General features: G+C 37.2%; 16 protein-coding genes, 1 tRNA gene, 1 other RNA gene and 1 other annotated feature. Of the genes, 4 read left to right on the forward strand and 14 right to left on the reverse strand.

The window, feature by feature from the left end; all coding sequences use genetic code 11:
* Positions 1-239: 239 nt before the first annotated feature.
* The 7 genes from ACFVQC_RS29710 to tadA all read right to left on the reverse strand — a co-directional run bounded on the left by ACFVQC_RS29710 (position 240) and on the right by tadA (position 4,629).
* Positions 240-509, reverse strand: coding sequence for a pro-sigmaK processing inhibitor BofA family protein (locus ACFVQC_RS29710; RefSeq protein WP_002151941.1), 270 nt, complete (start codon positions 507-509; stop codon positions 240-242).
* A gap of 262 nt (positions 510-771) precedes the next feature.
* A complete protein-coding gene (locus tag ACFVQC_RS29715) occupies positions 772-993 on the reverse strand; it encodes a YaaL family protein (RefSeq protein ID WP_002009631.1) in 222 nt (73 codons plus the stop codon).
* Between the two features lie 14 nt (positions 994-1,007).
* Positions 1,008-1,604 (reverse strand): recombination protein RecR, encoded by a 597-nt coding sequence (gene recR / locus ACFVQC_RS29720; RefSeq protein WP_002107278.1) that lies wholly within the window; start codon positions 1,602-1,604, stop codon positions 1,008-1,010.
* A gap of 14 nt (positions 1,605-1,618) precedes the next feature.
* Entirely contained in the window at positions 1,619-1,945 is a 327-nt protein-coding gene (locus ACFVQC_RS29725; RefSeq protein ID WP_215556545.1) for a YbaB/EbfC family nucleoid-associated protein, read from the reverse strand.
* Between the two features lie 25 nt (positions 1,946-1,970).
* Positions 1,971-3,659 carry a DNA polymerase III subunit gamma/tau gene (gene dnaX / locus ACFVQC_RS29730; protein ID WP_377900121.1) on the reverse strand — a complete coding sequence of 563 codons (1,689 nt, stop codon included), beginning with the start codon at positions 3,657-3,659 and terminating at the stop codon, positions 1,971-1,973.
* A gap of 132 nt (positions 3,660-3,791) precedes the next feature.
* Positions 3,792-4,056: signal recognition particle sRNA large type (gene ffs / locus ACFVQC_RS29735), an RNA gene on the reverse strand.
* 78 nt (positions 4,057-4,134) lie between these two features.
* Positions 4,135-4,629 (reverse strand): tRNA adenosine(34) deaminase TadA, encoded by a 495-nt coding sequence (gene tadA, locus ACFVQC_RS29740; protein ID WP_002151937.1) that lies wholly within the window; start codon positions 4,627-4,629, stop codon positions 4,135-4,137.
* 106 nt (positions 4,630-4,735) lie between these two features.
* Here tadA and ACFVQC_RS29745 point away from each other — a divergent pair, with 106 nt between their 5' ends.
* The 3 genes from ACFVQC_RS29745 to ACFVQC_RS29755 all read left to right on the forward strand — a co-directional run bounded on the left by ACFVQC_RS29745 (position 4,736) and on the right by ACFVQC_RS29755 (position 6,705).
* Complete coding sequence (locus ACFVQC_RS29745) at positions 4,736-5,275, forward strand: cysteine hydrolase family protein (RefSeq protein WP_002107274.1); 540 nt, start codon at positions 4,736-4,738, stop codon at positions 5,273-5,275.
* A gap of 123 nt (positions 5,276-5,398) precedes the next feature.
* Positions 5,399-6,034, forward strand: coding sequence for a deoxynucleoside kinase (locus tag ACFVQC_RS29750; protein WP_002159650.1), 636 nt, complete (start codon positions 5,399-5,401; stop codon positions 6,032-6,034).
* Between the two features lie 2 nt (positions 6,035-6,036).
* A complete protein-coding gene (locus ACFVQC_RS29755) occupies positions 6,037-6,705 on the forward strand; it encodes a deoxynucleoside kinase (protein WP_002107272.1) in 669 nt (222 codons plus the stop codon).
* Between the two features lie 35 nt (positions 6,706-6,740).
* On the opposite strand, the gene ACFVQC_RS29760 is transcribed toward ACFVQC_RS29755, so the two are convergent.
* The 7 genes from ACFVQC_RS29760 to guaB form a co-directional block, all read right to left on the reverse strand.
* The gene (locus ACFVQC_RS29760) at positions 6,741-7,136 is read right to left on the reverse strand and encodes a sigma factor-like helix-turn-helix DNA-binding protein (protein ID WP_377895945.1); all 396 of its coding nucleotides are present in this window, start codon (positions 7,134-7,136) and stop codon (positions 6,741-6,743) included.
* 166 nt (positions 7,137-7,302) lie between these two features.
* A tRNA-Ser gene (locus ACFVQC_RS29765) sits at positions 7,303-7,395 on the reverse strand.
* Between the two features lie 154 nt (positions 7,396-7,549).
* Positions 7,550-8,824, reverse strand: coding sequence for a serine--tRNA ligase (serS, locus tag ACFVQC_RS29770; RefSeq protein WP_002009617.1), 1,275 nt, complete (start codon positions 8,822-8,824; stop codon positions 7,550-7,552).
* A 51-nt stretch (positions 8,825-8,875) separates the two neighbouring features.
* Positions 8,876-9,096, reverse strand: a binding site (T-box leader).
* Positions 9,097-9,150: 54 nt separating this feature from the next.
* Entirely contained in the window at positions 9,151-9,741 is a 591-nt protein-coding gene (gene pdxT, locus ACFVQC_RS29775) for a pyridoxal 5'-phosphate synthase glutaminase subunit PdxT (RefSeq protein ID WP_002151931.1), read from the reverse strand.
* Positions 9,742-9,759: 18 nt separating this feature from the next.
* A complete protein-coding gene (gene pdxS, locus ACFVQC_RS29780; RefSeq protein ID WP_002151929.1) occupies positions 9,760-10,647 on the reverse strand; it encodes a pyridoxal 5'-phosphate synthase lyase subunit PdxS in 888 nt (295 codons plus the stop codon).
* Between the two features lie 159 nt (positions 10,648-10,806).
* Positions 10,807-12,114: a D-alanyl-D-alanine carboxypeptidase DacA gene (gene dacA / locus ACFVQC_RS29785; protein ID WP_377900124.1), complete on the reverse strand. Its 1,308-nt coding sequence runs from the start codon at positions 12,112-12,114 to the stop codon at positions 10,807-10,809.
* Between the two features lie 113 nt (positions 12,115-12,227).
* Complete coding sequence (gene guaB / locus ACFVQC_RS29790) at positions 12,228-13,691, reverse strand: IMP dehydrogenase (RefSeq protein WP_002107266.1); 1,464 nt, start codon at positions 13,689-13,691, stop codon at positions 12,228-12,230.
* A gap of 115 nt (positions 13,692-13,806) precedes the next feature.
* Between guaB and ACFVQC_RS29795 the strand changes: the two genes are divergently transcribed.
* The gene (locus ACFVQC_RS29795; RefSeq protein WP_377900123.1) at positions 13,807-14,808 is read left to right on the forward strand and encodes a YaaC family protein; all 1,002 of its coding nucleotides are present in this window, start codon (positions 13,807-13,809) and stop codon (positions 14,806-14,808) included.
* Positions 14,809-14,901 lie beyond the last annotated feature (93 nt).

Genomic DNA, 14,901 nt, shown 5'->3' on the forward strand with positions numbered 1-14,901 from the left:
GGATCAAACTCTCCAATAAAGTTAGTTTGTCTAGCATCTAAAAATAAAAATTGACGTTTCACGTTGTTTGTTTCGTTTAGTTTTCAAAGTTCAATGTCACGTTTCAGCGACTTTTATAATTTAACATTTCGAATTGAATCTGTCAACAACTTTTTTCGTTTCGTTCCTGACGACGCTTATTAATTTATCATATTACCAATCGATAAGTCAACGCTTTTTTAAAAAATGCCAAAATAAATTTATCTTGGCATTATATATAGCTTAATAATCACTAATGCCGCAACACCTGGCACCCCTAATAAACTTGATACTGTAGCTGTGCCTGTGTTAATTGGAATATGAAAATCAAAATATGTCCCTACAACATTCACAATGAACAATAACGCTATACCTAAGGTGACATGAAAGAGTGCTTTCCCTATAAAACGTATTGGTTTAGCAGAAACACCAAAAATAAGAAAAATAAAAACCAACGCAAGAATGCCAACAATAATAATTGTAGAATTCATTTTTTCCTCCTTATGAATGACCTATACATATCCATTTGTATGGGACAAGACAATAAAAAAGAACATCTATAACATAACTCCTATCACTTCATCTTTATAACCTTTAATCAGTAATATTTCTTCTAAGCACTAACAATTAGATACAACTAACTCCATTCCCGCCTTTTCTTTCTCCTCTTTATACCCCCAAAATAAAGTAACCCTGTTACTCACAAGTAAATCGATAAAAAGCAAAAGGTCCTGCTTTAAAAAGCAGGACCTTTTACCATTGTTCCATTTTCACAGGACGACGTTTTGCTTCTTTTAACAAGAAAAAATATTTCGCCTCTGCTATTTTTAAAGAACAAAGTACATCTTGAGACGGCTCAACACTTTGTTCAACCAGTCTCTTCTGACGTAGCCATTCATTCTTTACCTTTTCTAATAATACAATTAACTTATCGTCATACTCTTTACGCAACTTACCCTTTTTTTGAAAGAACATTTTCCCTTCTCCTCTTATATCTCTCTACGGCCTTCTAAAGCTTTCGATAGTGTTACTTCATCTGCATATTCTAAATCTCCACCAACTGGCAGACCATGTGCAATACGAGTTACTTTAATTCCTGTTGGCTTTAAGAGGCGGGATATGTACATCGCTGTAGCTTCCCCTTCAATATTAGGGTTTGTTGCTAATATCACTTCTTGTACTGTTTCATCTTGTAGTCTCTTTAATAACTGTGGGATATTAATATCCTCTGGTCCAATTCCCTCCATTGGAGAAATGGCACCACGCAAAACATGATATACACCTTGATATTCTTTCATTTTTTCCATCGCAATTACATCTTTCGGCTCTTGTACTACACAAACAACCGATTGATCTCTATGCGAATCGTCACAAATATAACAAGGATCGCGGTCAGTAATATGCCCGCATATAGAACAATACGCTAAATCTCGCTTCGCATTCACAAGTGCTTTTGCAAAACCTAGTACATCATCCTCTTTCATATCTAACACGAAAAACGCCAATCGAACCGCTGTTTTCGGTCCGATTCCTGGCAACTTCATAAAACTATCGATTAATTTTGATATCGGTTCTGGATAATGCATATATCAATATCCCCCTAGAACATTCCACCTGGTAAGTTCATGCCTTTTGTAAATTTGCCCATTGTAGAGTTTGAAAGTTCATCAACCTTTTTAAGTGCATCATTCGTTGCAGCTAATACTAAGTCTTGTAACATTTCAATATCTTCTGGATCTACAACTTCTTCTTTAATTTTCACTTCAAGAACTTGCTTATGGCCATTTGCGATAACAGTAACCATTCCGCCACCAGCTGTACCTTCAACTGTTTTGTCGCCAAGCTCTTCTTGTGCCTTCGCCATGTCTTTTTGCATCTTTTGCATTTGTTTCATCATATTATTCATATTTCCCATTCCGCCACGCATCATAATTAATTCCTCCTCATTATTATTACTCTTTTATTTCAATAAGTTCTTGCCCTACTAATTTTACAGCCTCTTCTATAAGAGGATCTTCTTTTTGTTCTGGGCTTTCTTCAGAATCCCCGCCTTCGCGTTGTAAAAAGTCTTCACGAATTTTACCCCATTCACTTTTTGGGATAGCAATCATATTTAACCTTTTACTTAACAATTCAAAAAGAGTTTGTTCCAATGTATCCATCGCTTCTCGATTTTCACTAGCCATTTTGCAATGAATCTCATATTGAAATGCTAACACATAGGTATCATCTGAAGCCGCAACTGGTTCACTATTTTCTAATAAAACAGCAAATGCTACTTTGTTATGTGACTTGAGCCTTCCTAACAATTCGCCCCATACAGCTTTTAACTGTTCTAAATCTTGACGCTTCGCTTGCTTTAACACTTCATTCACACGTCCAACAGGAATTTTCATACTTCCTGTTCGTACCGGTTTTGGTGTTGCCCGCGTCTCTCTTACTTCCTGCTGCACACCAGCTGGCACGCCATTCTTTTTAACTTGCTCTAACTCTTTCTCCAGTTGCTGCATCCTGTTCATAATCGCTTGTAAACGATCTGCGCCGTTTGCTTGCATCATAAACTGCTGACACAGTTGCACCATAACAACTTCCAAGAATATTCTTGGATGGTTTGTCCACTTCATCTCCTGTTGTCCCTTACTAAGGGTATGAATAATTTCATAGATTACTTCCGGTTGCATTTCTTTAATTAACGTACGGAATTGATCATCTACAATTACCCGTTCCAACATATGTTCTAATTGTGGTGAAGTTTGATATAAAAGCATATCACGATAGTAGTAAATGAAATCCTCCATAAAGCGAACTGGATCTTTCCCTTTACTCATCATCTCATCTATAATACGTAACGCCCTTGATACATCATTTTCACGTATACATTCTACCAGGTCACCTAAATATCGCTGAGATACAGATCCCGTTACAGCTAAAACATCTTCGCTCGTCACCGTCTCATCGCTATAAGAAATAGCTTGATCGATAAGACTGAGCGCATCACGCATACCACCTTCAGCAGCACGCGCTACGATTTGTAACGCTTCATCTTCTACTTGCGTACCTTCATTTGTCACGACTGTCGATAACCTCTCAACGATATCATTTACTGATATCTTTCGAAACTCAAAACGCTGACAACGTGAAATAATTGTAGCTGGAATCTTATGCGGTTCTGTTGTCGCCAGAATAAAAATAACATGTCCTGGCGGCTCTTCTAAAGTTTTCAAAAGCGCATTAAAGGCACCCATAGAAAGCATGTGAACTTCATCAATAATGTATACTTTATATCCTACAGAACTTGGAGCATATTTTACTTTATCTCTTATATCTCGAATTTCATCTACGCCGTTATTTGAAGCCGCATCAATTTCTAATACATCTGAAATAGATCCTTGTGTAATTCCTAAACAAGAAGGACATTCATTACAAGGTTCAGCTACTGGGGCGTGTTCACAGTTAATTGCCTTTGCAAATACTTTTGCAATTGTCGTTTTCCCTGTTCCCCTCGGACCAGAAAACAAATAAGCATGTGAAGCTTTCTCTTGAAGAAGGGCATTTTGCAACGTTTTTGTCACGTGCTTTTGACCGACTACATCTTCGAATTTTTGCGGTCTCCATGTTCGGTATAACGCTTGGTATGACACGAAAATACGGCCTCCCTCAAAGGTTATTATCTCATTTATTATAACCCATTCTGTTTATAGATTCCAAAAGTTATTTTCCATACAAAAAACTCACCTTTATATTAAGGTGAGTTTTGTATACATATATAACTGCCGTGCACCTTCTGTCGATTACGTACCATAAGCGTTACTCAAGCAGTTAGCTCGGTTCAGGCACTCCTGCGGCACACGAGAAAACCCGCTTATTGCTGCTTCCTTCCGGACCTGACAAGGTTCACGGGGTCCCGTTGCGCAGGACCCAAACGTCAACACCACTTACTTAAGGCAGACCTTACAGCAGCATAACCTCGAGAAGGGATTCAGCCTCGCTAGAGCGGATTGCGAGTATAGGGCACCGCTACCTCCCCGCTTAGCACGGCAAAGTTAAAACCAATATTCGGTTGCCTTGGATAAGGCATTATCAGTATAACTTGTTTTTTTACAAAATGCAAATACGTTAGTTACCATTACTTTTCTCTAGTTTTTTCGCTTCTTTTCTTTTCTTACGAAGCTCCCTAAAAAAAATCGTTAACAACGTACCACATTCCTCTTCAAGTACACCAGCCACTACTTCACACTGATGATTAAAACGCTCATCAGTTAAAAGATTCATCAATGTACCTGCACATCCGCCTTTCGGATCGCTCGCTCCATATACAACCCTTTTTACACGCGATAAAACAATTCCCCCTGCACACATTGGACAAGGTTCTAATGTTACATATAACGTTGCATCTTCTAAACGCCATGTCCCTAATTTTTTGCAAGCTTCATCAATAGCTAAGAGCTCGGCGTGAGCTATTGATCTCTGTTCAGTTTCTCTTAAGTTATGCGCGACACTAATCACTTCATCATCTAGCACAATTACAGCACCAATTGGTACCTCTTGTATCGCCTCTGCCTTCTTTGCTTCCTCTATTGCTAACTGCATAAAATATATATCTCGCTCCATAATATAGTCCTTTCACCAAAAATAAAATACACTTTTTCATTTCTTGCAGGTGGGATAACTTTTGCAAATTCAATCCAACCTAAAGAAGAAAGAGAGGGAATTACATATGAAAAATACTGCCTTACTCATTATCGATATGATTAATGATTTTCAATTCTCCCACGGGCCCATCCTGGCACAGAAATGTGAAATTATAAAGAACCCCATTCTACAATTAAAGGACACCATGAAATCATTGGGCTATCCAATAATTTATGTCAATGATCACTATCAACTTTGGAGATCTGATATTAATCAACTTATTACTCATTGTACAAATAAGTATAGTAAAAATATTATCGAGGCCATTGCTCCGCATACTGACGATTACATTTTTATTAAACCACATTACTCTGCTTTTTATGAAACACCTTTGAATTCTTTATTAGGTTATTTAAAAATCGAAAATCTCATTTTAACAGGAATTGCGGGGAACATATGCATCCTTTTTACAGCTAATGATGCCCATATGAGAAATTATACACTTTATGTACCACGGGATTGCATCGCTTCTAATAACGAGCAAGATAATGAACATGCTTTAAAAATAATGGAGGCCACATTAAAGGCAAATATTGTACCGTCCTCCCAAATAAAATTTAATTAATACATATCTATTTTCTAACTTTTTATATCAAATTAGTCCGCTCGCTCCCCTCTTGTGCTACAATAATTCTGTTTTGTGTTTTTAGTAGTCACGGTAAATCACTGATTGAAAGGAGGAAACAGCGTGACCGGAGTACCATTTATCACGGTTGAAGGACCAATTGGTGTTGGAAAAACTTCACTTGCGAAGGAACTTTCAACTCACATGCAACTCCACTTACTAAAAGAGATTGTTGATGAAAATCCTTTTTTAGGAAAATTCTATGAAGACATCGACGAATGGAGTTTTCAAACAGAGATGTTCTTTCTTTGCAATAGGTACAAACAACTAGAGGATATTAACATAAAGTATTTGAATCAAAGGAAGCCTGTAGTAGCAGATTATCATATATTTAAAAATTTAATTTTTGCATCCCGTACATTAAAAGATGCTCAATATGACAAGTACATGCAAATTTATCGCATTCTTACGCAAGATATGCCTGTACCAAATGTCATCGTTTATTTAACGGCGAGCCTAGAAACATTACAAAAACGAATTGCGATGCGCGGAAGAGAATTCGAAAAAAATATGGATCCAAATTACTTACTACAGCTTACAAAAGATTACGAAACAGCAATGGATGCTTTCAAAAAGGACCATCCAGATATTCCAGTATTGAAATTTAATGGAGACGATATGGATTTTGTAAGAAATCCTGATGATTTAAATGTCATCTTATCCGCTCTTCAAAATACTCTCTTGAAGGAGTCGAAATAACAATGAATTTAAGGCAAAAATATGATATACCAAATGATGCAGTTATCACTATTGCTGGAACAGTAGGTGTCGGTAAATCCACTATGACAACTGCATTAGCTAACGCTTTAGGTTATCGTACATCTTTTGAAAAAGTAGATTCTAATCCATATTTGGACAAGTTCTATGCTGATTTCACACGCTGGAGCTTTCACTTACAAGTGTACTTTTTAGCAGAACGATTTAAAGAACAAAAAAGAATTTTCGAATATGGTGGCGGTTTTGTTCAAGACCGTTCTATCTATGAGGACACTGGTATTTTCGCAAAGATGCATCACGAAAAGGGTACAATGACTGAAACTGATTATGAAACATACAAAGGTTTATTTGATGCTATGGTCATGACTCCTTACTTCCCTCATCCAGACTTATTAATTTACCTAGAAGGTTCGTTTGATGATATTGTCGATCGTATTCAAGAACGAGGACGTCCAATGGAACAGCAAACACCAATCGAGTATTGGAAAGAGATGCATGGACGTTACGATAACTGGATTAATAACTTTAATTCATGCCCTATTTTACGATTAAACATTAATGAATACGATATTTTAAAAGATGGCGATTCAATCGAACCAATCATTAAAAAAATTGGACATTTTTTAAAACAAACACGTAAACTTGTAAAATAAAAAACCCGTGCATATGCACGGGTTTTCCTATGAAATTACTTTTTCTTTTTCGTTGGAGCAATAATTTCACTCTCTGGCTTTCCAGCATTAATACGCTGACGAACAGTACTCGTACTAATATCATATGTTTCAGCAATCTCTTTAACGGTCATTTCTTTCCCGTTAATTACTGCTGTTAGTAATTTCCCTGTACGTTTTGGAGTTACTTCTTTTTGCAAAGCTGGTTTTTCAGCTTCTTTTGGCACCTCTACTTTTTTTGCAACCTGTTTTACATCACAAGTGCAACCACAAAGCTTACGGAATGTATCATCACTTATAATGCGCGACACATTTGCACCACTGTTTAAAATTCTATTGTTCTTACAGACAGGACATTGTACATAATATAAAGTTTTTCCATCTAAAGGAAACGTTTGTATAATAAGATCCATGTTAACTCCTTTCATATCTATGAAGATAATCATCGGAATATGAGTGTGTAATAAGGACACTATACCCTTACATCATACTTTATGATTGGTTTTAAAATAAAAACTCGTTACGTGTTGGTAACGAGTTCTCCAATCTCCACTTATATGCGCTGTTGTCAATTATATCTGGAGGAGGTAGAGGGATTCGAACCCCCGCGCGACTCTCGCCGCCTGTCGGTTTTCAAGACCGATCCCTTCAGCCAGACTTGGGTATACCTCCATATTGACATCAAATATAATATCAAAAGAAAAACAGTTAGTCAACCCTACTATAATAAATTATGAGGAAAGGAAAATTTTACTTTCCCTCTCCTTTATGACACTGCTGACAACGCCCATAATTACCAATCACTCATACCGATGAATGTTTTAACTTATTTAATAACTGTTTTTCCTCCCATATAAGGGCGAAGAACTTCCGGAATTATAATTGTACCATCTTCTTGTTGGTAGTTCTCTAAAATAGCTGCCACTGTACGTCCAATTGCAAGACCAGATCCATTTAGTGTATGAACATGTTCCGGTTTGCCATTCGGCTCACGGCGGAAACGGATATTCGCACGTCTCGCTTGGAAAGCCTCAAAATTACTACAAGAAGAAATTTCACGATATGTGCCATAGCTTGGAATCCATACTTCAATATCGTATTTCTTCGCTGCTGTAAATCCTAAATCTCCTGTACACATGCTCATAACGCGATATGGCAACTCTAATAATTGTAACACGCGCTCTGCATCATTTGTTAATTTTTCTAACTCTTCGTAAGAATCTTCTGGTTTCACGAACTTCACAAGTTCAACTTTATTAAATTGGTGTTGGCGAATTAAACCGCGTGTATCACGACCAGCTGAACCTGCTTCAGAACGGAAGCATGAGCTAAACGCAGCATATCGTATCGGTAATTGCTCTTTACTCACAATCTCATCACGATGCATATTCGTTACAGGTACTTCAGCTGTTGGGATTAGGAAATAGTCTTCACTTTCAATACGGAATGCATCTTCTTCAAACTTCGGAAGTTGTCCTGTTCCTGTCATACTTGCACGGTTTACCATATAAGGAGGCAATACTTCCTCATATCCATGCTCATCAGTATGAAGGTCAAGCATAAAGCTAATTAAAGCACGTTCTAATCTTGCACCAGCTCCTTTGTAAAATACAAATCGGCTTCCTGTTACTTTCCCAGCACGTTCAAAATCTAAAATCCCTAAATCAGTAGCAAGGTCCCAATGTGGTTTTGGCTCATAAGTAAATTCTTTCACTTCTCCCCAAGTACGTGCTACTACGTTATCATCCTCTGTTTCACCTATTGGAGCAGATTCATGAGGGATATTTGGGATAGATAGCATTAATCTTTCTAAATCTTCTTCAACTGTACGAAGCTCATTATCAAGATCTTTTACTTTTTCCCCAACTTCACGCATTTCTAGAATTAGAGCTTCCGCATCTTTCTTTTCACGCTTTAATACTGAAATTTGTTGAGATACTTCGTTACGTTTACTTTTTAGTTCTTCCGTTTGAACAAGTAGCTCTCTTCTTCTCGTATCAAGTTCTTCAAAGCGACCAAAATCCGTTAAATCTTCGCCTCTGTGCTGTAATTTTGCTTTTACTTCTTCAAAATTCGTACGTAAAAATTTAATATCAAGCATTATATACTCCTCCTTTTATTTTATAAAACACAAAAAACTCCCGTCCCTATACAAAGGGACGGAAGTTAACCCGCGTTGCCACCCTAGTTGAAAGCATTACCGCTTTCCTCTCAAGTAGAAATAACGGCTCTTCACCGGGAATGCTTACTAATCAAAAGATATTCCACATTCCATTCCAGGATGGATTCACAAACTGTTTCTATCGATTTCCACCAACCATCGACTCTCTATAAGAAACAACATTTGTTACTACTTCCTATCAACACGCTTATTTTATAAAATTGTTACCATCAATTTACTATAATCTTATACAAGTTGCAAGTTACTTATACAACTTTTTTCATTTTCGCTTCTTTTACCATCTCTACAAAGTATGCTGTTACACGGTGATCATCCGTTAATTCTGGATGGAAAGAAGCAGCTAAAAACTGACATTGTCTTACTGCTACCATTCGATCGCCATGTGTAGAAAGTACTTCAACATCATCAGCTACATTTACAACATACGGAGCACGGATAAATACACCAACAAAGTCTTCTCCCACACCCTTCATTGAAAGTGCAGCTTCAAAACTATCTTTTTGGCGTCCGAACGCATTGCGCTCAACCGTAATATCCATAGCACCAATATGTGCTTCTTCATAGCCAATAAGTGTTTTCGCAAGAAGAATCATTCCTGCACATGTACCAAACATTGGTTTACCAGACTTCGCAAATGTACGAAGAGGCTCCATGAAAGCATACTTATCAATAAGACGGCGCATTGTTGTACTTTCACCGCCTGGTAAAATAAGACCATCAATTTCTTCAAGTTGTTCTATACGCTTTACAACAACAGCTTCTGCACCACTTGCTTCAACTGATTTCACATGCTCACGAACAGCACCCTGAAGACCTAGCACACCGATTTTCACCATTTTAAAGATCTCCTTTAATTACCATCCACGCTCTTGCATGCGTTGTTCTGGTAATAACGTTGAAATTTCGACACCTTTCATTGCATTACCTAATCCTTTAGAAAGGCTTGCAATTAGTTCGTAATCTTCATAATGAGTCGTTGCTTCAACGATTGCACGTGCAAATTTCTCTGGGTTTTCTGATTTGAAGATACCAGATCCAACAAATACACCATCAGCACCAAGTTGCATCATTAACGCTGCATCTGCTGGTGTTGCTACACCACCTGCTGCAAAGTTTACAACTGGCAGGCGACCAAGGCGTTTAATTTCAAGTAGTACTTCATAAGGAGCACCAGTATTTTTTGCATATGTCATTAACTCATCTTCACGTAGACTCGCAACTTGACGGATTTCTGCATTGACTTGGCGCATATGACGCACTGCCTCTACAATGTTTCCTGTTCCAGGCTCACCTTTTGTACGAAGCATAGATGCACCTTCTGCAATACGACGTGCAGCTTCTCCGATATCACGGCAACCACATACAAACGGAACTGTGTAATCACGTTTATTTAAATGGTATACTTCATCAGCAGGAGTTAATACTTCACTCTCATCGATATAGTCTACCCCTAATGATTCTAATACACGTGCTTCTACAAGGTGACCGATACGGCATTTTGCCATAACCGGAATTGACACAGCACCCATAACTTCTTCAACAATTGTTGGATCTGCCATACGAGAAACGCCACCTACTGCACGAATATCTGCAGGTACACGCTCTAATGCCATAACAGCAACTGCGCCTGCCTCTTCTGCAATTCTTGCTTGCTCAGCGTTAACTACGTCCATAATAACGCCGCCTTTTTGCATTTCTGCCATTCCACGTTTTACACGTTCTGTCCCTGTTACATTTGTCATGTACAAAAACCCCCCTAGGTGAATTGCTTTCCCCATTAAAGAAGAAAATTAAGAATACTCTTACATTCTACCACTAACTATCTGATGCTTGTCCACTACTTTTTCATAAAGTCGGTATGAAAAATAGGAATAAGAAAAAGCTCCTACAATGAGGAGCTTTTAAAACCAACCTTTTACTGTATCAACAGCACCATTCCACATACCACTAAAGAAAGAACCAATTCCGCGCATAGAACGAGTAAACCAGTTTGCTTCTTCTACTGCTGATTTTGTTACAAGATCTACTTGCAATGACTTACCAGATAAAAATCCAGGGTCATTCGTATCTTTTGGTGTAATTACCATCTGACCAAGTGCAACACCCTTTTTGATAGGTGCTTCTTGTCCCTTACTTGCTTCTTTAAATTCTGTTTTATAAACATCTTTACTTCCTTTTGACACTGGAAGTGAAACAACTTGTTTTGTTTGAACTGCTACATCTTTATCTTTTGCATTTTCTACTCGTACTGTTTCTTGTCCTTTGACCGAAGAACCTTTTTCATACATTTTCTTCATTTCAAAGTTAACAAAGCCATAATCATATAACTTCTTCGTCTCATCAAATCTTGCTGTATGAGAACTTGTTTTAATAACTACAGAAATAAAACGCATACCGTTTCTTTCAACCGTACCAGTGAAGCAATCACCTGCTTCTGGAGTTGATCCTGTTTTCAGGCCATCTACGCCATCATATTCTTTAACTAAACCCTTTAACATCCAGTTCCAGTTCGACATTGCAAATTTTTCTTTTTCTGGACGGAATACTTTTTTCGGGATTTTCGCTGTATCTAACACTTTTGGATAATCTTTAATTAGATGTTGTGCTAAAGTTGCAACATCTTTTGCAGACATTTTATTTTCTTCATCCGCTGTTGTTCCTTCAGGATGCATTCCCTTTAAATCTTTGTTTGTTAAACCTGTAGAATTGACAAATTTATAATTTTTCAATCCTAGTTCTTTCGATTTATCATTCATCATTTTTACGAAGTCTACTTCTTTACCTGCAATTGCTTCTGCTAATGCAATTGTTGCACCATTTGCAGAAAAGATTGCCATCGCTTCATACAACTCTTTTACTGTATAAGTGCCGCCATTTTCTAATGCAACATTTGATAATGAGGCATCTTGTGAAACCTTATATGCATATTCAGAAACCTTAATTTTTTGATCCCACTTAAGTTTTCCTTTATCCACTGCTTCATGAACTAAATATTCACTCATCATTTTTGTCATACTAGCAATTGATAATAACTCATCTGCATTCTTTTGATATAAAATTTTCCCAGAATTCGCTTCTACTAAAATTGCCGCACCCGCTTCAATGTTTAGAGCGGCTCCTGTTTCAGCTGATGCATTGCTATATGGTAACAGCATGCTACAAGCTAGTGTAAGCACCGTTACTAAAGCCATGAATCTTTTGCAAAACATACCTTTCACTTTTGCTACCCCCAATATCTATGTACTCACATAACCGTTATTCTAACATAATCAAAAAAAAATAGACAGAGATATCAAATCTCCGTCTATTTACATATAAGACATTATAATGAGTAGTTTGGAGCCTCTTTTGTAATTTGTACATGATGAGGGTGGCTTTCACGTAAACCTGCACCTGACATGCGAATGAACTGTGCATTCTCACGTAAGAATTCTAAATTCTGCGCCCCGCAATATCCCATACCTGCACGTAATCCACCAACTAATTGATGAACTGTATCTGCTAAAGGTCCTTTATATGGTACGCGTCCTTCAATACCTTCTGGAACAAGTTTCTTGTTTCCTTCTTGGAAGTAACGATCTTTACTTCCTTTTTCCATCGCTCCAACAGAACCCATACCACGATATACTTTAAATTGGCGACCTTGGTAAATTTCAGTTTCTCCAGGGCTTTCAGCAACACCAGCAAACATACTACCTAGCATAACAACGTGTGCTCCTGCTGCTAAAGCTTTAACCATATCACCAGAGTACTTAACACCGCCATCAGCAATAACTGGAATACCGTGTTTACGAGCTTCTGTTGCACAATCATAAACTGCTGTTAATTGTGGTACACCAACACCAGCTACAACACGCGTTGTACAAATAGAGCCTGGTCCAATACCAACTTTAACTACGTTTGCACCAGCCTCAATTAATGCTTTCGTCGCTTCAGCTGTAGCAACATTTCCAGCGATAATATTTAGTGCTGGATATTTCGCACGAACTTCTTTTACCTTTTCAATAACACCTTTAGAATGACCATGAGCTGTATCAAGTACAATTGCATCTACGCTAGCTTTTACTAATGCATCGATACGAAGCATAGCATCAGCCGTTACACCGACAGCTGCTCCAACTAATAAGCGTCCTTGCTTATCCTTAGCAGAGTTTGGAAATTCAATTACTTTTTCAATATCTTTTATTGTAATAAGCCCTTGTAATACACCGTTATTATCAACAAGAGGGAGCTTTTCAATTTTATACTTTTGTAGGATCTTTTCAGCTTCTTCCAGTGTAGTACCAACTGGAGCTGTAATTAACTGTTCTTTTGTCATTACGTCAGAAATTTTGATTGAGTAGTCTTGAATGAAACGCATATCACGGTTTGTAATAATACCAACTAATTTTCGCTCATCTAAATTATTTACAACCGGTACACCTGAGATACGATATTTTCCCATAAGATGTTCTGCATCATATACTTGATGTTCTGGAGTTAAGAAGAAAGGATCTGAAATAACGCCGCTTTCAGAGCGCTTTACTTTATCAACTTGCTCTGCCTGTTGCTCAATAGACATATTCTTATGAATAATTCCTAAACCGCCTTGGCGAGCCATTGCAATAGCCATGTCAGCTTCTGTTACTGTATCCATTCCTGCACTAATTAACGGAATGTTTAGCTGTAAGCTTTCAGATAAAACTGTTTTAACACTTACTTCTCTTGGTAATATATCTGACCTCGCTGGTACAAGTAATACATCATCAAAAGTCAAACCTTCTTTAACAAATTTAGATTCCCACATAATTGTTCCCCCCATGATACCAGAAATTATTATTAGTAGCTTATCAATTGGTTAAAATACTGTCAAGGACGTATATATATGTTAGAATTTTTAGACAATAAAAGGAGCGTAATATATGCATCAAACACATTGTACTTGGCAGCAATTAAGTTTCTTTTTTTCATCTCAAAATGTACAACGTTATCTTGCCCGTTGTTATGAAAAATCCTCCATACAAGATGCTGAAAAAAAAAGTTTTGAAAACTGTTATCCCTTTATTTACTACTTAGAACATGGGAAAAATTATTATGAATTATATAAGGTGGCCCCCTTTTCGATTCAGCCAATGTTGTTATTTTATGGAATTAGCCAACTGTTTAAAGCTTGCTTGTTAACTATTGATCCTAACTACCCAGAATCAACTACTGTTTTAGCTCATGGCGTTACAACTCGTAAACGAAAAAAACAGGGGTATCAATTTTTAGAAGATGAGGTGAAAATACAGAAAAACGGATTGTTTACTCACGTTGCAGAACAACTGTTTCACATGAAACACCTAGAAGCGGAGAAGTTTAATATGTTAGAGCTAATGGGGAATATTCCTGAATTACAAAATTTGTTGCGCTATAGTCAAAAAGTATCAACTTTATATAAGATCGATTCAACAAATAAAAATGAGCTCTCCTTTTCAGTCAATATATTAGATCGATTACATATGACTAAAGAGCGATTTTCTCGTTACATCGAAACAAGTTGTAAGCATTTATCAATACAACACGTACCTGAGAAAAATAGTGAATTGAATGTATTTTTTTCAGCGCCTATTCAATCGTGGAATCCTATGTATAGTACTCCTTTATACTACGAGTACCTTACTGACACTTATTATTTACCACTTACGACCGATCCTAGAAACTCTAAGCAAGTGTTACCTGAGCTCCTTATTCATTATTTATTGCTCTATAATTTAAGCATGATTTCTAGGTATGAAACAGATTGGTGGTATGACTTACTTGGAAGCTATGGATCTGAAGATTATCCATTTATTTATCAATTTCTCAATATTTCTGCTCAAAAAATCCCTTACTATATTTCAGCATTTTTACTAACGGAATCCAACCTATTTCATGGGAAATAAAAAAACACAAGTCAAAAGACTTGTGTTTTTATCTTGCTTGGCGACGTCCTACTCTCACAGGGACAAGGTCCCAACTACCATCGGCGCTAGAGA

The organism is Bacillus sp. NPDC057893 (assembly GCF_042796455.1).
GTDB lineage: Bacteria > Bacillota > Bacilli > Bacillales > Bacillaceae_G > Bacillus_A.